At 35.2% G+C, this 19,805-nt stretch carries 15 protein-coding genes and 1 tRNA gene; 11 read left to right on the top strand and 5 right to left on the bottom strand.

Translation table 11 applies throughout. The features are described 5' to 3' along the window. Positions 1-127 precede the first annotated feature (127 nt). From leuS to HH_RS02300, 9 genes are read left to right on the top strand one after another with little or no spacing between them, the layout of a single operon-like run. Entirely contained in the window at positions 128-2,620 is a 2,493-nt protein-coding gene (leuS, locus tag HH_RS02340; RefSeq protein ID WP_011115307.1) for a leucine--tRNA ligase, read from the top strand. Further along, positions 2,620-3,132, top strand: a complete 513-nt coding sequence (lptE, locus tag HH_RS02335; protein WP_011115306.1) for an LPS assembly lipoprotein LptE — start codon at positions 2,620-2,622, stop codon at positions 3,130-3,132. The genes leuS and lptE overlap by 1 nt, the downstream gene beginning before the upstream one ends. Next, entirely contained in the window at positions 3,122-4,141 is a 1,020-nt protein-coding gene (locus HH_RS02330; protein WP_041308979.1) for a hypothetical protein, read from the top strand. Before lptE ends, HH_RS02330 begins: the two co-directional genes overlap by 11 nt. Further along, a complete protein-coding gene (locus HH_RS02325; protein WP_041308978.1) occupies positions 4,141-5,346 on the top strand; it encodes a Mur ligase family protein in 1,206 nt (401 codons plus the stop codon). The genes HH_RS02330 and HH_RS02325 overlap by 1 nt, the downstream gene beginning before the upstream one ends. Next, positions 5,347-6,222, top strand: a complete 876-nt coding sequence (locus HH_RS02320; protein WP_011115303.1) for a M23 family metallopeptidase — start codon at positions 5,347-5,349, stop codon at positions 6,220-6,222. Between the two features lie 3 nt (positions 6,223-6,225). Then, on the top strand, positions 6,226-7,125 hold the full coding sequence (locus HH_RS02315) for a M23 family metallopeptidase (protein WP_011115302.1): 900 nt from the start codon (positions 6,226-6,228) through the stop codon (positions 7,123-7,125). Beyond that, complete coding sequence (locus tag HH_RS02310; protein WP_011115301.1) at positions 7,083-7,502, top strand: bactofilin family protein; 420 nt, start codon at positions 7,083-7,085, stop codon at positions 7,500-7,502. The genes HH_RS02315 and HH_RS02310 overlap by 43 nt, the downstream gene beginning before the upstream one ends. A 26-nt stretch (positions 7,503-7,528) precedes the next feature. Then, on the top strand, positions 7,529-10,534 hold the full coding sequence (gene mfd, locus HH_RS02305) for a transcription-repair coupling factor (protein WP_011115300.1): 3,006 nt from the start codon (positions 7,529-7,531) through the stop codon (positions 10,532-10,534). Positions 10,535-10,543: 9 nt separating this feature from the next. Then, positions 10,544-10,792, top strand: coding sequence for a hypothetical protein (locus HH_RS02300; RefSeq protein ID WP_011115299.1), 249 nt, complete (start codon positions 10,544-10,546; stop codon positions 10,790-10,792). A 38-nt stretch (positions 10,793-10,830) separates the two neighbouring features. Here the strand turns inward: HH_RS02300 and HH_RS02295 are convergent. The 5 genes from HH_RS02295 to HH_RS02275 form a co-directional block, all read right to left on the bottom strand. Further along, positions 10,831-10,905, bottom strand: a tRNA-Asn gene (locus HH_RS02295). A 92-nt stretch (positions 10,906-10,997) separates the two neighbouring features. Beyond that, positions 10,998-11,711: a CheB methylesterase domain-containing protein gene (locus tag HH_RS02290; RefSeq protein ID WP_011115298.1), complete on the bottom strand. Its 714-nt coding sequence runs from the start codon at positions 11,709-11,711 to the stop codon at positions 10,998-11,000. A 3-nt stretch (positions 11,712-11,714) separates the two neighbouring features. Then, complete coding sequence (locus HH_RS02285) at positions 11,715-12,545, bottom strand: CheR family methyltransferase (protein ID WP_041309264.1); 831 nt, start codon at positions 12,543-12,545, stop codon at positions 11,715-11,717. Positions 12,546-12,572: 27 nt separating this feature from the next. After that, positions 12,573-14,006, bottom strand: a complete 1,434-nt coding sequence (locus tag HH_RS02280; RefSeq protein WP_011115296.1) for a Do family serine endopeptidase — start codon at positions 14,004-14,006, stop codon at positions 12,573-12,575. 55 nt (positions 14,007-14,061) lie between these two features. After that, complete coding sequence (locus HH_RS02275) at positions 14,062-16,887, bottom strand: FtsK/SpoIIIE family DNA translocase (RefSeq protein ID WP_011115295.1); 2,826 nt, start codon at positions 16,885-16,887, stop codon at positions 14,062-14,064. Positions 16,888-17,267: 380 nt separating this feature from the next. On the opposite strand from HH_RS02275, the gene HH_RS02270 reads away from it, so the two are divergent. Together HH_RS02270 and HH_RS02265 are read left to right on the top strand one after the other, a co-directional pair. Continuing rightward, positions 17,268-18,740: a hypothetical protein gene (locus tag HH_RS02270; RefSeq protein ID WP_011115294.1), complete on the top strand. Its 1,473-nt coding sequence runs from the start codon at positions 17,268-17,270 to the stop codon at positions 18,738-18,740. Between the two features lie 132 nt (positions 18,741-18,872). After that, positions 18,873-19,805, top strand: a complete 933-nt coding sequence (locus HH_RS02265; protein ID WP_011115293.1) for a branched-chain amino acid transaminase — start codon at positions 18,873-18,875, stop codon at positions 19,803-19,805.

The raw sequence follows: 19,805 nt of genomic DNA, 5'->3' as shown, positions 1-19,805 counted from the left end.
TTAAAATTATTTCAAAAAGTAACAAAGAATTTAAAGCCAAAAGGCAGCGATGAGTTGTATTAATTATGGTGTGATTTAAGCTTTTTTTCTATAATGCTACTTTGAATTCAATAAGTGAGGGTAAGTAATGCAAGAGCGGAAATATAATCCTAAAGATATAGAATCTAAATGGCAACAATTTTGGACAGAGCATAAGAGTTTTGAGCCATTTGATATAGATATTGCTACATCAGATTCTATGAAAAAAAAATATATTTTAAGTATGTTTCCTTATCCAAGCGGAGCAATTCATATGGGACACGTAAGAAATTATTGTATTGGTGATGCATTAGCGAGGAACTATCGCCAAAATGGTTATAATGTTTTGCACCCTATGGGTTGGGACGCTTTTGGTATGCCTGCTGAAAATGCTGCTATTAAACATAAGACACACCCTAAAACTTGGACATATAGCAATATTGATACAATGAGAAAAGAACTTGCCACTCTTGGACTTAGTTTTTCTAAAGAGCGTGAGTTTGCTACGAGTGATGCAATTTATACGCGTTTTGAACAGGAATTTTTTATCAAAATGTGGGAGAGAGGACTCATTTATCGCAAAGAGGCGTATTTAAATTGGTGCCCTAAGGATAAAACAATCTTAGCGAATGAACAAGTTATTGAGGGCAAATGTTGGCGATGTGATACGCCTGTGGTGCAAAAGCAAATGTTTCAATATTACATTAAAATCACAGATTATGCCGATGAGTTGCTTGAGTGTCTTAATAAGCTTGAGGGACATTGGCCTTCTCAAGTGTTGAGTATGCAGAGAAATTGGATTGGTAAATCAAAGGGGTTAAGTTTTACCTTTGATTTTAGTGTAGATTCTCTACAAAAACTAGGTAATGGCAAAGTAAAGCTAGAAGTCTTTACCACGCGTCCAGATACAATTTATGGTGTTACTTATTGTGCAGTTGCCCCAGAACACCCTATTGTGCAGCAGTTGATAGAAAATAAAAGTCTTGATGAGAGCGTGATAAAATCTATTGAAGCAATTAAAAATACTACTGCTAGAGCACGTGCAATGAGCGAGAAAGTGGGTTTTGATTTAGGAGTGTATGTAATACACCCATTGACACAAGAGAAGTTGCCTGTGTGGGTGGCAAATTTTGTGCTTATGGATTATGGCTCTGGAGCAGTGATGAGTGTTCCAATGCACGATGAGCGCGATTTTGAATTTGCCAAAACCTATGCTTTGCCTTTTAAATGCGTTCTTACAAAAGAGATAGATGGTGAAGAGCCAACACAAGAGATATGTGCTGCGTATGAGGAAGGCTTTTTAATTAATAGTGGAGAATTTAGTGGTATGTCAAGTTCTCAAGCAAAAGAGCGTATTATCGCACATTTTGAGAATGCTAGCATTGGTAAGGGCATAACCAATTATCGTTTGCGTGATTGGGGTGTGTCAAGACAAAGATATTGGGGGGCGCCTATTCCTATGGTGCATTGTCAATCTTGCGGTATTGTGCCTGAAAAAATAGAAAATTTGCCTATCACATTGCCTGAAGATGTTGTGATTGATGGAGAGGGGAATCCTCTTGATAAACATCTTGTGTGGAAAGATTGTCTTTGTCCTAAGTGTGGTAAAAAAGCACAAAGAGAGAGTGATACGATGGATACTTTTATTCAATCAAGTTGGTATTTTTTGCGCTATAGCACACCAAGAAAATTATGGGAGAAACAAGCTTTTGATAAGGAAAGTTTAACATATTGGCTCAATGTTGATGAATATATTGGCGGTATAGAACACGCTATTTTGCATTTACTCTATGCACGATTTTGGACAAAAGTATTACGTGATTTGGGCTATATAGAAATTGATGAGCCTTTTGCAAATCTACTCACGCAAGGTATGGTGCTTAAAGATGGAGCAAAAATGTCAAAATCTAAGGGCAATATCGTCAATCCAAATGAACTTATTGCGCATTATGGCGCAGATACGGCAAGACTTTTTGTCCTTTTTGCTGCCCCGCCTACGCGAGAGCTAGAATGGAATGATAAAGCAGTGGAGGGTGCGCATAGATTCTTAAAACGCTTGTGGGAAAGAGCCGAGCATATAGAATCTTGCACACAAAAGCCACATATCAATCATAAAACATTGCAAAAAAATGAACAATATGCTCGTCAAAAAGTGTATGAGGCATTGCAAAAAAGTAATGAGATTTTTAGTAAAAAGCAAAGTGGATACGCATTTAATACACTTATTGCTGCGAGTATGGAAGCTTTTAACGCACTTAATGAGCAAGAGAATCCTCTTGTTTGGACGGAAGGATATTTTGTTTTATTGCATATTTTAGAGCCTATTGTGCCTCATATTTGTTGGGAGCTAAGTGAGCAGTATTTTAGACGATGTAATTTCGCACCTCTTAGCGTTGATAAAGATGCACTTACAAAAGAGAGCGTGATATATGCTATTACGATTAATGGTAAAAAACGCGCAGAAGTGGAGATGCCTTTAGGCTTAAGCAAAGAAGAAATTATTATCCAAGCTAAAGAAAGTGTGCCAAAATGGCTTGAAGGAGTAGAGATTCTTAAAGAAATAATTGTGCCAAATAAACTTGTAAATCTTGTGGTGAAATGATGCCAAAAGCATTATTATTGAGTTTATGTTTGTATTTTGTGGGGTGTGGGTATCAGCCTATAAGCTATTATGCACAAGGTATTTTTAATGATGGTGTATATGTAGATATTAGTATTAACTCTTCTGTGCCAGAATCTGGAGCGAGCATTAAAGATGCGGTCAATAATGCTATTATTAAACGTTTTGCAAGTAAGCTTATGAGCAAGCAAGAAGCAAAAAGTTATTTACAAATCAAAGTTCAAAGCATTACACAAACGCCAATAGCTTATAATCAGCAAGGTTTTATCAGTTATTATCGCACAAATATTGTGCTTGATATTCATTTTGAAAATGCACAAGGTAAGAGTTTTGATGTGAGCAATACAGGTTATTATGATTATAGTGCAGATTTTACCTCTACAATCGTATTTGACCAATATCGTTTAGAATCTATATCTAATGCTGCCTCTCAAGCTCTTGATAAATTTATTTCACAAGTAGCATATTATGGAGAATTTTATAATGAACATTAATGATATTTCTTACAAAGCACTTCAACGTTTGCATTTATTGCAAAAAGCCCCTACTCCCACTGCATATTTTGAAGCATTTTATGAGATTGCTAGAGTTGAGGGAATGGCTGAAGAATTAAATTGGCAGACGCAGTGGCTCAACAAATTTGATAAACATATTCAAAATCAGCTTAAAAATGTAAGCAATCCTGATGAGTTTATTGATAAGATTTCACTTTTGCTCAAAGAATATAAAGAGAGTTATGCACCAGAACATATGCAATGGCTAAAGAATCTTAATCGTGGCTTGCTTGGTGTTATTTCTGATATATTTTCAATCGGAGCAAAAAATAAATTTCATTTTCTTTTTAGTTTAGGTGGGCTTAATAGTCTTGAAGTAACAAAAAAGCTTGTGGGATATTGGGAGCATTTCCGAGATTCTAAGGTGCATTTGAGTGTGTTAAAAAGACTTGTGGGAATTATAGTATATGTTTTGCGCACGCCTAATCATAAAGGCACGATAAACAAGGAAGCTTTAGAAATAGCATCTACGCTGATGATACACCCTGAAAGTCTTATTGATTTAGATTTACTTAGACGTATAGAGAAAGTTTTAGGCATAGAGGGTGTGGAGGAGATAAAGTCGCCCAGAATACAAGCTAGTGAGTTACATAATGTTTGCGTAGCAATATTTAAAATAAGTAATTTACATTTTTTAAACCAAGAAAATGAAGATAATATCCATAAGGCAACGCATAAGGCAATAGAGATTGTGCAAAAAATGTGTTTTAATACATTTGGAGAGAGTATTTTGCTAGAGTATCATCAAAATGGATTTGTTTGTGTGTTTAAGAACGTTACACCTAAGGAATTGCTTGAAAAGATAAATCCTATTTTAGAGCAGGTGCAGAAAGTGTCTTATGAAGGTATGTTTTTTTCTTTTAACACTTCAGTAGAAACACTTAAAGAGAGCGATTTTACTTCATTTGAAGAACTAAAATATAAAATTCAACACAAGCATAAAAATTGATGTTAAAACTTTCCCAAGTGCTCCAAAGTAAAGGCACAGAATATGCGCCTTTTGACCCTACACGTGCTCATAAGATTTATGCTAGTATTGCTTCAAAATGCGGTTTTAGAGAGCATTTTGGCACAAAATGTAAAGTGATTCATATCATAGGCACAAATGGCAAGGGTAGCACAGGACGATTTATCACAATGGGGTTAGAACAGCAAGGCAAGAGTGTGTTGCATTTTAGTTCCCCGCATCTTTTTAGATTCAATGAGCGCTATTATATAAGCAATAATTCATATAAAGGCGAGGTTGATGATATAGCACTAGAAACAGCTCATCAGTTCCTTTGGCGTATGGAATCTGTGCATAAGGCAAGTTATTTTGAGTATGCAACCTTTCTTGCACTTGTGCTTGCAAAAGAATGCGAGTATCTTGTATTAGAATCTGGCGTTGGTGGCGAGTTTGATTCTACACATATACTAAAAGCTGATGTGAGTGTTTTTACGCTTATTGGTTTAGACCATCAAGAAATGTTAGGGAATACTTTGCGTGAGATTGCGCTAACAAAACTAAGAGCAATGGATACACGAGCAATTATAGCAAGGCAAAATGAAAGAGAGGTTGAGAATCTTGCGCTTAAAATAGCAAAGCAAAAAGGTATTGAATGTGATTTATGGCAAGAGCTAGATACGGATGAAGCCTTTAAAGACGAGAAAGATTCCTTTAAGGACTACGCACACACTTACCATTTACCTCGTTTTTTGTGCGATAATCTTCATAATGCGATGCGCACACTTGCAGTTTTTGGAATGAAATTTGATTTTAAGAATCTAGGTGCGCTTACACTTCGTGGGCGATGCGAAGTCTTAGCACCTCATATTGTGCTTGATGTAGGACATAATTTTGATGGCGCAAGAGTTTTAAAAGAGCAATTTATAGGAAAACAAGTAAATCTTGTGTATAATAGTTACGTAGAAAAGGATATTGAGGCAATTTTGCGTGAGCTTTTGCCAATCATTAAGAAAGTTTTAATAATTTCTGTGGAAAATTATAGAATCTGCCCAAGAGGGAAGCTCATTGATGTTCTCATAAAGTTGGGAATTGCATATGAGGATTTTAATGTCCATATTCTCTCACACAATGAGAGTTATCTTGTTTTTGGTTCTTTTAGTGTTGTTCAGAAATTTTTACAAGAATATCAAGAATATAAGGAAAAGTAAGTGCAAGACAAATTAATGATTTCTATTATTGATGATAATGGTTCAAGGCAGTTTAGTGTGCATCGTCTAGTGCAAAAGGTGGCGCTTTTTACGGGTGTTGGTATGATATCGATGGTTATTTTGTATTTTGTTATGGCTCATTTTTTGATGAGTGAGCTCGAAGTCATTTTGGCAAATAATAATCAAGTGCGTGAGAATTTCCAAAGTATCTATGAAAAAAATAGTGCCTTAGAGCGTGATATTGACTATAAAACAAATGAATTTCTTAAGGTAAATACCAAAGTCAGTGAGCTTGAGAGCATTGTAAATGTCCGTAAACATAGCAATGAATTATATAATAACCAAGATATTGACATTGATGCGCTTACTCCCTTGCAAAAGGATATGATTTTAAAGATTATTCCTAATGGTAACCCTGTTGATGATTTTGCATCAAAAAGTTTCCCAAATAAAGGTGTTTCTATATATCACCTTGCAAAAGCTTCTCCTGTGTATGCTACAGCGAATGGTATTATTGATTCTGTGCGAGTGGCAGGAAGCGAGAATCAATTTGTGCAAATTCAGCATTCTTATGGATTTACTTCAAATTATGGGCATTTACGTAAGGTCATTGTGCAAAAGGGTGATTTCGTTACAAAGGGGCAAGTGATAGGATATAGTGGGGTAGGTGCAGGTTTATATTATGATTTGCGATTTATTGATTCTGCGCTTGAAGTGGCAAATTATACAGATTGGAATAGTGATAATTTTGCTCAAATTGTAGGTGTAAATAGTGTTATTGACTGGAAAAGTTTGGTATGGGCGCTTAATGATATAGTTCAATTAAAAAATTATCGTGTAAGTTACCAAGATGATGAGAAGATGCTCACATATTAAGCAATGAGTCCTAAAAATAGCCGCCTTGTTTTAATGATTACCGACCAAAATGGGTCGCGCTATTTTAATGTTAGCTCTATTTTTAAACAAATAAGCCTTTATCTTGCTGTATTTATTGTTACATTGATAGTTTTTGGTGTAGTCTCTATTAAAACTTTTAGTGCAGAAATTAATAAAATGTCAGTGTTAAATGAAACAATAGCCAAACGTTATAACAAAATGCTTGCTAAAAATGAATCGCTTAATAATCAAATTGAAAGAAGACTTGAAGAAATTTCCCAAGTTGATGATAAAATAGGAGATTTGGAAAGTATTATCGGCGTGCCTATTGATGCTTCTAGAGATGCTGATGGCAACCTTGAGCATCGCATAGATGTGGCTTCTCTCACTGGGACACAAAAGGCTTTTGTAATGAAATTTGTTCCAAATGGCTATCCCATAGAACACTATAATCATATTTCTGCTTATTATGGTTACAGAGTGCATCCGCTTTTTTTTACACGACATTTGCATACAGGAGTGGATTTTGCCACTCCTATTGGCACACCAATATACGCTACGGCTGATGGAGTTGTAAATGCTGCAAGTTTTTCAACTGGTGGTTATGGATATCTTGTTAAAATAGATCATTCACTTGGGTTTACAACTTATTATGCTCATTTGAATAAAATAGTAGTGCAAAAAGGAATGTTTGTAAGACACGGGCAGCTTATTGCTTATAGTGGCAATACCGGACAAAGCACAGGACCTCATCTTCATTATGAAATAAGATTTTTAGGGAATGTTATTGACCCTAAAAATTTTATGGAATGGAAGATGAGTAATTTTAATTCAATTTTTGAAAAAGAGAGGAACGTAGCATGGCAATCTTTGTTAGCGACAATAAACAACTTGATGGAGTAAGTTCATCTAGCGGCGGTGGAGCAACTATCATCGCACAAGGCACAAGAATTAAGGGGGAAATCAACACAGATTGCAGATTGCATATTGATGGCGAATTTGAGGGAAATATTCACTCTAAAGACACCGTAATGATTGGTAAAAGTGGTATTGTAAGGGGTGATATGCAAACAGCCTCTTTAATTGTGAGTGGACGTTTTATCGGCAATGTAACTTCAAATGTGCTTGAGATTAAACCTCAAGGGCGTGTAGAGGGGATAGTAGTTGTAGGTGAGATTATTATTGAACGCAAAGGTGTGTTTATAGGTGAGAGCAAGATTAAAGATTCAAAGGTAAAAACAGATATTGCTTCACTTGAATTGCCCAAAAAAGATAAGTAATAAGAGAAAAATCTCGGAGGGGTAGTTTGATACAATCTTGCCTATATAAGCTTCTTAAGCAGGGCAACTTTCCCTACGAATTATTGCTTACTAAAGATGCTAAGCAATCCCAAGATGCATATGAACTTATAAAGCTTTTTGATTATCAAAAGGCTTTTGTTTTACCTGAATTGCGTATTCATTTTGGAGATGATTTAAGTTCATTTCGTGAAGAATTTTTAGGAGTTTTGAGCGTATTGCGGACATTTTATGCTGCCACCTCGCCAAAGATTCTTATCTCTCCTATTTCCAGTGTGCTTTATCCACTACCAAAGGAGCAAATACTCCAAACCTTCAATCTTTCTTTTGGACAACGTTATGATTTAGCAGTTTTGAAAAAGCATATTGTAGAATATGGTTATGAATGTGTAGAGGTAGTAGAACTTGAGGGGGAAGTAAGTTTTAGAGGTGATATTGTTGATATTTTTATGCCTTATAGTGAATCTCCTTATCGCATTGCTTTTTTTGATGATGAGGTAGAGAGTATCCGCATATTTGATACGCATACCCAAATGAGTAACCCCACTGAAGTTAAGGAGATTTGTATCGCTCCTGCACTTTTTTCGCTTAACCCTCAGCAAAGCAGCGATATACAATCTCTTGTGAATCAGAGTGATTTTGATGGGTTTAACAAAGATATAGCTTCATTTGGATTTTGGTTTTTAGGAGAAAATGCACATTTTTTGCCTTTACATTTTTGTTCTTTGCTTACACCCCAAGCACTTTTAGAAGCTAAAGAGATTTATAGTTTAGATTCAATGGAGCACGCTCTTACATTGGAGCAGCTACAACAAATAGGGTGTTGTGAAGCAAGTGAAGGTTATAGCGATATACTTTTTAAACCAGCTAATCTCGCCTCAATGATAAATGCTCATAGCAATCGTGAAATTACGCTTATTGCACATAATGATATTAAACTTAAGGCATTTGATATTAGCACACAGGGATTGCATATTAAATATTCAGATGCAGTAGTAAATATTATCACTCCAAATGAACTTATTCTCTCACTTAATACTTTTACACCTAAAATCAAGCATAAGAAGCCTACACTCAAGCTAAATGAAATTGCACAAGGAGAATATGTTGTGCATAGTGAATATGGTATAGGGATTTTTGAGGGAATTAAGCAGACTCAAATAGTTGGGGTTGTAAGAGATTTTATTGAAATTAGTTATCAAGGTGAAGATAAACTTTTGCTTCCTGTTGAGAATCTTAATATGATTGAGCGTTATGTGGCAGATTCTGGACAAATACCTATGCTTGATGGATTAGGTAAGGGTAGTTTTGCTAAGCTTAAACAAAAGGTAAAAACTAAGCTTTTAGAGATTGCTCATAACATTATTGATCTTGCTGCAAAACGTAATTTATTACAAGGCATTAAGATTGATACGCAAAATCCCTCACTTTTATCTTTTCAAAATGCGTGTGGATTCACTCTCACTCATGACCAAATACGAAGTATTGAAGAGATTTATACAGATTTATCTTCTGGTAAAGTAATGGATAGATTGCTTAGTGGAGATGTGGGGTTTGGCAAGACTGAAGTAGCTATGAATGCTATTTATGCAGTGTGTTTATCAGGTTTTCAAGCGGCAATGATTGTGCCTACTACGCTTTTATGTGCGCAACATTATCATTCATTACAAATGCGCTTAGAATCTTTTGGCATACGCGTAGCACGATGTGATAGATTTTTGAGCACGGCAGAGAAAAAACGGCTTTTTTTAGGACTTAAAAATAATGAAGTAGATGTAGTGGTAGGCACTCACGCTTTATTGGGTGCAGAGTTTGCAAAACTTGGTTTGATTGTGGTAGATGAGGAACATAAATTTGGTGTGAAGCAAAAAGAGAGAATCAAAGCACTTTGTGCCCATACGCATTTGCTTAGTATGAGCGCTACGCCTATTCCACGCACGCTTAATATGGCGCTTTCTCATATTAAATCTTTGAGTTCTTTACATACGCCTCCTGTGGATAGAATCCCTGTGCGAACATTTATAAAAAACGCTAAAGATTCACTTTTAAAAGAAATAATTCTGCGTGAATTGCGGCGCGGTGGGCAAGTATTTTATATTCATAATAATATTGCAACTATCCAAAAAAAAGCCCAAGAAATTCAATCTCTGCTCCCGCAACTTAAAATTGCTATTTTGCATTCAAAAGTAGAGAGTACTCAAACCGAAAATATTATGCTTGATTTTGCAAATAATGTATATAATGTGCTTCTTTGCACAAGTATTATAGAATCTGGTATTCATCTGCCCAATGCAAATACCATTGTCGTAGCAAGTGCTGATAGATTCGGCATAGCTGATTTACATCAATTACGAGGACGCGTAGGAAGAGGCAATAAAGAGGGATTTTGTTATTTTCTTGTAGAAGATATGGAGGTCATTACTCCTGAAGCAAAAAAACGTTTAATGGCGTTAGAGAAAAATTCTTATCTTGGTAGCGGAGAGAATCTAGCATATTATGATTTAGAAATACGTGGTGGAGGGAATTTACTCGGTGAAGCTCAAAGCGGACATATCAAAAATATCGGATATGGTTTGTATTTGCGTCTGCTTGAAGAATGTATTAATTATTTGAGTGGTAAGGGCAGTGTGCAACAAGTTCAATGTGATTTGAAAATTAATCTTAATGCGTATTTAAATCCGCAGCTTATTGCAAGTGATAAATTGCGTTTGGAGTTGTATAGGCGTCTTTCCCTTTGCGAGGAAATAAGCGAAGTCAATGATATAGAATCCGAAATTTTTGATAGATTTGGTGCTCCTGATACAATGAGTAAGGCATTTTTGGAGCTTATATGTGTTAAAGTGCTTGCTAATAAATTGAGATTAAAACAAATAATGCACTATGGGCAAAATATTACAATCACTTATATGGACAATACCAAAGAAAGCATTATTTCGCCAAGTAAAGATTGGGATGATGTGCTAGAGTGTATTATGGTATTTTTGCGCAAACAGATTCAGAACAAACAAAGCTAGGAGGGGAATATGAGATGTGGTTTTTGTGAGCGGATTAAGAAGCTTCGTAAAATTGATGTTGTTTTAATTTTGCTTATTTGCCTCTTTATGTATATTGCCAATCAATTTCAAATGAGAGAATATTACGCACAAAAAGCAAAAGTGGAGCAACAAAGAGCTAAAGTTCAAGATGAAAAATTACAAGAATTTGAGAATCTGCAACGACAATGTTTGTTTAAGCAAGATAAAACTGCTTGTGAAGCGCTCAAAAAATTTTAGGTTTGAAAATTAGGAATCTGAAATTTTAAGTAAGATTATGGCTCCGGATGCAGGATTCGAACCTGCGACCAAGTGGTTAACAGCCACCTACTCTACCGCTGAGCTAATCCGGAATAAACAAAAGCCCCGATTATATAGAAAAATCCTCCCATTGTCAAGGGTAGAGAGTTTTGTGTGGGATACATTGAGTGATTGTTTTAGAATTTTAGAGATTTAATTCATTTGCGGGGGGGGGGGGGGGTGAAATGCTATCGCTCCCTTCTTTTATTAAAGCTTTAAGCGGTGTGTTTGCATAATCAATAATGCGCTTGATTATTGCATCAAGACTTAAAATTTCGCTCACAGCACCCATTTCAATCGCTTTTTTTGGCATACCAAATACTATGCAGTCTTTTTCATTTTCTGCTAGAGTGTGCGCACCATTATCATAAAGTTCTTTAAGTCCTATGCAGCCATCATCACCCATACCTGTGAGGATTATGCCAAGTGCAGAACGTCCAGCAGTATTATTTGCGCTTCGGAAGAGGATATCTACGCTTGGCTTATGACGCGAAATACGTAGTTTCTCATCAAGTGATTTTGCGTAATATGAACCCATTGCAAAATCTATAATCATATGCTTATCACCCCCTGCAATATAAACACAATTATCTTTCATAGGTGTTTTTGAAGTAACTTCGCAAATGCTAAGTTGAGAAAGAGTATCAAGCCTTTTGATAAATGAAGAGCCAAAACTTGGTGGGATATGTTGCACTACAGCAATAGGAGGTAGTTGTGCAGGGAGACGAGAGAAAATATATGAAAGTGCATCAACACCACCAGTGGAAGCTCCTATAACGACAAGTTTATCGCGTATGATTTTACAAGGATTGCTTTTAAGAATTGTGTCAGGGTGATATTTTATAGTATCCATTAACATAATTTACGCCTTGATTTTAATAAAAGCTTTATTGCCAAGCTTTTCAAATTTTTCTTGGAGATGATAAAGTGTTTCAGAATGTCCCAAATAAAATGTGCCATTAATACGTAAAGTATCAATGAGTTTTGAGAGAATCTTTGGTTGGTCTTCTTGTTTGAAGTAAATAAGCACATTACGACAAAAAAGTATGTCAAACTCTTCGTGCATAAAGGGATAATGCCTATCAAAAAGATTCATTTGTTTAAAAGTAACCATTGATTTAAGTTTGTCTTTGACTTTAAATAGAGGAATAGATGGTGTATTGCTCTCATCAACAGGGTCAAAATATTCATTAATATCACACCAATTTGGGAATTTGTCTATTTTAAAATCAATCGCATAAATTCCTTCTTTTGATTTTTGTAACATATTTGTGTCAATGTCTGTAGCGATAATACTTACGGGTGTAGAGTTACCATAAAGTTTTCTTGCATATAAAACACTCATAGCAATAGAGTAAGGTTCTTGCCCGGTAGAGCTTGCACAGCAGTAAATTTTGATAGGTTTATTGAGTTTAAAAAGTATAGGAAGTGAGCGGTCAATCATATCCTGAAAGTGAAAATATTCACGAAAAAAATCTGTTTTATTGGTTGTAAAACTATTAATAAATTGTTGTTGAATTTTTGGATTAGTTTCAATACTTGAAAGCAAAGAATCAATGCTATTAATATGTGTCTCGTGCATAAGATGGTAGATTCTATTTTTTATCATTGTGAGCTTAGAATCATTTAAAAAAATACCACTATATTTATACAGACGCTCCTTAATGAGGGAGATCTGTGCATTATCAAGCATTACCAAATTTATTTCCTTACATTTTTGTTATTTCATCATAATTGTTTTTGTGCCATTAGCGCTATAAACTAAGATTCTCTTGTTTTTGCCCTTAAAGCGTGTAAATGCATTGGTTAAGTCTGTTGGCTTTTTAATAGCTATATTTTCAACTTGTGCAATAATATCGCCCACTTCAAATCCTGCTTGTTGAGCTTTTGAATTAGGATTGACTCGAGTAACTACTACGCCATCAATATTATTTGGCACTCTATAACGTTGGCGTTGAGCTTGATTGAGCGATTCTACACTTAAGCCTTCTACACTTGAGGCAGAACCATTTGGCGTATTTTGTGAAGAAGTTTGATTTGATTTTGTATCGGGTAATTCGCCAAGTGTGATTTGAGTTACACGCTCTTGTTTATCACGGATAAACTTCACAACAACTTTTTCATTAGGAGAGAGCATACCGATAAGATTTTTAAGTTCGGCTGCATTTGAGATTTTTTTGCCATTAACGTGAGTGATTAAATCCCACACCATAAGCCCTGCTTTTGCTGCTGGAGACTGAGGCTCTAGGCTAATAACCACTGCACCACTATTATCTCCATAACTTTCTTTAATATCATTATTAATATCTTGGATTCCTACGCCTAAGAATCCACGTTTAATCCCACCTTTTTCAATGAGTTCTTTGGCGATTTTTTTTGCCATATCTGAAGGTATTGCAAAACCTACACCGTGATTACCTCCTGTGCGCGAGAGGATAGCCGTATTAATCCCAATGAGCGCTCCCCGAGAATCCACTAATGCTCCACCTGAATTACCCGGATTGATTGAGGCATCAGTTTGGATAAAATTTTCATAATCATTGATGCCAATACCACTTTTATTGAGTGCAGAGACAATACCTTGTGTAATTGTTTCACCTACGCCAAAAGGATTCCCAATAGCAAACACTACATCGCCTATAAGAACATTGCTACTTTGGGCAAAAGTGATAGGAGATAGGTTTTTTTGTTCAATTTTAATCACCGCCAAATCGCTTCGTGCATCTGTGCCAATGACTTTAGCAGTGTATTCTTTTGTGCTATCAGAAAGTGAAACAAGCACTTTGTCGGCGTCTTCAATCACGTGATTGTTTGTAATAATGTATCCATCATTTGAAATAATTACGCCACTTCCCAAACTACGTTCTACACGTTCTTTGGGAATCTGTCCATAAATATCACCAAAAAATTGCTTAAAAAATGGGTCATTAAACATCGGATGATTAGGAAGTTGATTGCTGACATTTTTTTGTGTAGAAATATTTACAACAGCTTTTTTTGCACTTTCTATGGAGGAGTTAAAAGAGTAGAGTGTATCGCTATTTTGTTGAGGATTAACACGTTTTTGGATTGTGGGCGCTTCTTGAAATTCAATAGCTAAAATATGAGTCATAAATAGCGCACTGACAAAGAAATATATACTTGCATACTTCATAAAATACTCCTTAGCATTTAATTGTGAGATTTTATAAGTTTAAATTAAACACTTATTAATCATTTTTAAAAGAGCTATCTCCTAATATCTCTCGCACACCTTTTACATTAGGCGTAGATAAAAAGCCCTCTCGTTCAAGCTGCTCAACAATATTTGCTGCTTTGTTGTAGCCAATGGACAATCTTCTTTGTAAATAACTTGCAGATGTCTTTTTATCTTGTAAGATAATATTTTTTGCCTCTGTGAGCAAATCGTTATTCTCGTTATTAAGATTCTCTGTGTTTTCGCTCATAAGATTCTCTTTTTCATCAAGCATAAAATTTTTATCATATTCCACATTTTGTTGTGATTTAATAAATTCAACAACTTTTTCAATTTCTTCTTCTGTATTCCAAGGTGCGTGCAAACGTATTACTCCACCTTCGCGAGGCGGAGTAAAGAGCATATCACCCTTGCCAAGCAAAGATTCTGCGCCAAAAGTATCAAGAATAACTTTAGAATCTATTTTACTGCCAACCTTATAGCTAATGCGTGATGGGAGATTTGTTTTAATTAGTCCTGTAACAACATCAACGCTTGGACGTTGGGTCGCTACAATAATATGTATGCCACAAGCACGTCCCATTTGAGCAATCCGAGCAAGAGAAAATTCTACTTCTTTGCCTCCTGTCATCATTAAATCAGCCAATTCATCAATAATAATTACAAGATAAGGGAATTTCTTCCCACCCTCATTTAATACTTTGTTGTTATAACTATCAATGTCTTTAGCGCGCATTTCGCTCATTAAGTCATATCGTCTATCCATTTCAGCTACAGCACTATTTAAACCTACAATGGCCTTTTTGGGTTGTGTAATAATAGGTGTGATAAGATGAGGAATATCTGCGTATATACTAAATTCTACTTTTTTTGGGTCAATCATAAGGAGTTTGAGATTATCGGGCGAATTTTTATAAAGCAAAGAGAGAATCATTGCATTAATTCCTACACTCTTGCCACTTCCTGTGGTCCCTGCAATAAGCAGATGAGGAGCTTTTTTTAAATCTGTGATAAAAGGATTGCCAATAATATCTTTACCAAGTGCAAGAGTAAGTGGCGAAGTGGAAGTCTTAAATAAATCAGATGCTAAGACTTCACGTAAATAAATTGTCTGCATTGTGTTATTAGGAATTTCAATTCCTACTACATCTTTTCCCGGAATAGGAGCTTGGATACGTATTGAACGCGCACGTAATGCCATAGCTAAGTCATCTTCAAGAGTGAGAATTTTACTTACTTTGATATGTGGTGCTGGGCGAAATTCAAAAGTTGTAACAATAGGACCCGAATAAGTGCGCACAATATCTCCCTCTACGCGGAACATTTTGAGCTTTGCTAATAAATCTTCTATTTTTCTATCAATTTCGCTCTCATCAATCTCATTTTTTTCTTCAAATGGTTGATTAAGGAGACTTATAGGGGGAAGCTTAAAATGAAGCGGTTTATTGACTTTGCCATATTCAAGATTATCAAGCAGTGCTTTATTTTCAGCAATCTCTGTTACTTGAATTTTACTTGGTTGAGGTTTTGGTTTTTGCTCTTGTGGGATTTCTTGCACAATAGAATCTACCCAATCGATGTTACTTGTCGGTATCTCTTGAATATTAATATTGAGTGTTTGTGCCATAGTGTGAGAGGCAGTATCTTGCGTATTTGGTTGTATAGAGTTTTGCGTATGTTGAGGTATTGTATTTTGTTTAGTTGGGATAGAGGGTTGAACCTCTGATTGCATAGGTGTAAGCAGTGAAAATGGTGTGAATTGTGGCATTTGTGTTTGGAGATTATCATCATATTCGGCATAATCAAAAAGTGTTGTATTTGTATGAGAATCTTGTTTTGATTGTGTGGATTCTTGCGTGGCAGCTCTTATGTTTTCATTTTTAATATGAATGGGAGTTATAGATTCTTGTTTGGGAGCAGTTTGTAAGAATACATTAGGATTAATCGGACGTGGAGGAGGTGTGGAAATCTCTTTGGTATGTGATGTTTGGAAAAGAGTATCAGTTTGTGATGGTGTAGATTCTTGAGGTAGAGTGGATTCTTGTGTGGGTATGGTAGGCTTAGATTCGGAATATTTAAGTGCTGGTTCGGAAAGAGCAGTATGCTGATAAAGTTTAAGATTTTGGAGCATATCAAAATGTTTTGCAACTTGATTTTTGAAAAAATCTTCTAAGTTTGTGTCTTCAGAGGCTTCAACAATTTGTAATTGAGATGTTTGAGGAGTGGGCGATATTATAGGCTCTAAAGTATCTAATGAAGGTTGTGTAGCCATATTTGTGGATTCTGTATGGGCAGATTCTGTTTGCGAGGGAGAATCAGGGCGCATTTCATCAAAAGTCTCTTCTACAATAACATCTTTAAAATCATAATGTGCCCGTGTGGTTTGCTCTTGTGTAGCAGTTTGTAAATCAAGCACATCTTGTGTATTTTTTGCAAAAAGTCTTTGTATGGATGGTGTAATACTTGTAATAAAATGTGTTAGAACTTTCTTGGTGAAAATATAAGATGAAGTGGTAATATGTTTAAAAAAATCAAATCCCATAAGAATCTTATTTTGCATTTGTTTTAAAAGTAAATCAATGTTATGCTTTGTGGAGATAAGCCACGAAAAAAGAAAAAAGAATAAATCAAGCACCCATACGCCAAAGTAGCCAATGTAGCCTTTTAAAAAGAGTAGAAGGCTAGTGCCAAAAGAGCCTTTATGAAAGAGTAGGGATTGTAAAATCAATAACGCTACAAAAAAAAGCGAAAAAGATACAATGAGTTCAAGTCGCCTGAAAGTAAGCCTTGTGTTTTTATAGAGGCAATATGTGGGATAAAACAAAAAGAGCGGATACACATAGGCGATATAACCGAAGATCCCGATATTAAGATGAGCAAAACGTGTGCCAAAATCGCCTACAAGCCCATAATCACCAAAAATAGTCGCTACACAAAGAAAAAGTAGAACAATATTAAGCCCAATGTAAAAATATAATTTTTTTATGAGATATCCTTTGTTATTCCTTTCAACTCCTAAATTAATCTGCCCTCAATAATGATAATTTTGATGTGGGATTATAATTTTGTGTTGATTTGAGATAAAATTTGTATTATATCATAAAGACTTTGATAACTCATTTATGGATTATATTTTTTTTTTATTTTTATTGAGTTATAATTCTCCATAATTTAAGATACAAAACTAGTTTTAGAGCTTTAGAGTGAAGGAGCGCAAAAGTGCATGGTAAAATATTGAGATATTCAAACCAAACAAAAAATGGTGTTATTATTAATGCTAACAAAAAAATTTTTGAATTGCGTGGGAAAAATTGGCACGACCAGCGAATGATGCCAAGCACAGGTATGCTTGTTGAGTTTCGGCTTGATGATGATGGAAACATAGTTACAAGCTGTAAAGCTTCAAAATATCAGCATTTTCCAGAAGGAGGACTTTTACGAGAGATTGACTTTTGGCGCACTAATACTGATGAAGAGCTTAAGAGTAAAGAATCTGATGCGCAAGGAAATATTGCCAAACAGATTTTTGAAGAGACAGATTATTATAAGCTTAATAGTATTGAGCTTAGCACACCTATTCAAGATACAATAAAGAATTATTTTCAAGCAGAATTTAATGCTCTTAACTCCATTGAAGGAATGGAAAGTGAACAAAATGAGCCACAGACACGCATTAATTACATTATTCTCAAACCTTATCTTTCAAAAGCAATTGATTTTTTAGTCTTTAATGACCGACACGTAACCATTGATAATTTTGCTGATGATTTGCAGATACTTAAAAAACTAGAATATTCCTATAAGCAGTTTCAGGTTAATACTAACCTTACAGCCGATAAGATTTATCAAGAATGTTTTCTTGATGTGCAGTATCACTATAAGGGCGTATTAAGAGCAATAGAAAATTTTAATGAACAAAAGCTTTCTATGCAAAATAAAATTCGTGTAGGTTCTATGGAGTTGCGCTCAATTCAATCTAAAATTGATGCAAAAAAAGGTGACCCACAAGCGTTAGAAGAGAAAAAAAAGCGCACGATGAATGTTATAGCCAATGCGGAAGCTGATATTAAAGTTATCACTGAAACTTTTGAAAGGCTTAAATCTCTCTCTGAAAATTTTAAAAAAGAGAATCTTGCAAAATTTGAAAGTGTATTTAATAAAATGTATGACCTTCTTGTTAATAAAACAAAAGATGCTATGGACGTTTGTGCTACACATATTGATAATAAACTTTGGAAACTCGGTATGGCTTCACTTGCTATTAAAAATGTATTTTTTAAGCATAATCTTAACAGCCCTTTTTGTTCAATGACTTTTTTAGGTAATCATACTAAAATGCTTGATAAAGCAAAGCTACGTGATAATGAATATGCTGTATATCAGTATTATAATAGATATATGCAAAAAAATGCTAAGCACTTTTTGATTTTTACAGATAATCCAGATTTTGGTTTGGAGCTTAAAATTAAAATTATGGCTGCAAGTAAATTTCATAATGTTGTGATTTTCCAAAAGGAGATTGAATATTTCAGTGCTGTGAATCGTCAAGCCTTTGAACTTATCTATATTGATTCTGAACTTAGATTTCAAAAACCTGCATCTATCATAAAAATCGGTAAAGAATCTAAGCGCAATAAAGAAACAAATTTTGCACTTCTTTCTTTAAGCGAAATCAAAACACTTGAGCTTTAAAATAGGGCATTTGAAGAATTTATTATTAGATTTTGCATAAAAAGCTTTGTTTTATTAAAGGCTGCTTAGGAAAGTTAGGAAACTTTTGCTACAATCCACAGCATTATTTTAAAATACAATGAGGGGTTTTCTATGAAAGAAGCGCAATTTATTTGGAAAGATGGTGTTCTTGTGCCGTGGGCTGAAGCTACGACACACGTTTTAAGCCATACATTACATTATGGTAATGCCTTATTTGAAGGCACAAGAGCATATATGACAAAACAAGGACTAGCCATTTTTCGCTTAAAGGACCATACCAAACGACTTTTAGATTCTGCTAAAATTGTATGTATTAAGTCTCCTTATACACAAGAAGAATTAGAAAAAGCCCAAATAGAGCTTTTGAGGGCAAATAAAAGTGATTATAATGGCAATGTTTATATTCGTCCTCTCATATATTTAGGGTATGGTGTAATGGGTGTTAGTCATATTAATGCACCTGTAAATGTAGCGATTGCTGCGTGGGAATGGGGTGCATATCTTGGCGAAGAGGGCATTAATAATGGCATTAAAGTGAAAACAAGTTCTTTTGTCCGCAATCCTGCAAAAGCTTTTATGGGTAAGGCAAAGGTAGCTGCTAATTATCTCAACTCTCAAATGGCAAAGCACGAGGCGCTTTCTTGCGGTTGCGATGAGGCGTTGCTCCTTGATGATAATGGTTTTGTAGCGGAAGGGAGTGGTGAGTGCTTTTTTATCGTGCGAAATGGTAAGCTTATTACACCACCACACGCAAATACTTTAGAATCTATTACTCAAGCAACAACCATAGAAATTGCTAAGGATATGGGAATACCATTTGAGGAGCGAAATATTACACGCGATGAGGTATATATCGCTGATGAAGCTTTTTTTACAGGCACAGCAGCAGAGATTACGCCTGTGCGTGAGCTTGATGCGCGTGTCATTGGAAATGGCACAGCAGGAGAGATTACAAAATCACTTCAAAAAGCATATTTTGCTATTGTAAATGGAGAGAATCCTCGTTATCAACACTATTTGACTTATATTGACAAGGAGAAATAA

Origin of the sequence: Helicobacter hepaticus ATCC 51449 (assembly GCF_000007905.1) — a bacterium.
Classification (GTDB): domain Bacteria; phylum Campylobacterota; class Campylobacteria; order Campylobacterales; family Helicobacteraceae; genus Helicobacter_C; species Helicobacter_C hepaticus.
Note: the sequence above shows the minus strand (reverse complement) of the source record. Positions and strands in the feature narration are given on the sequence as shown.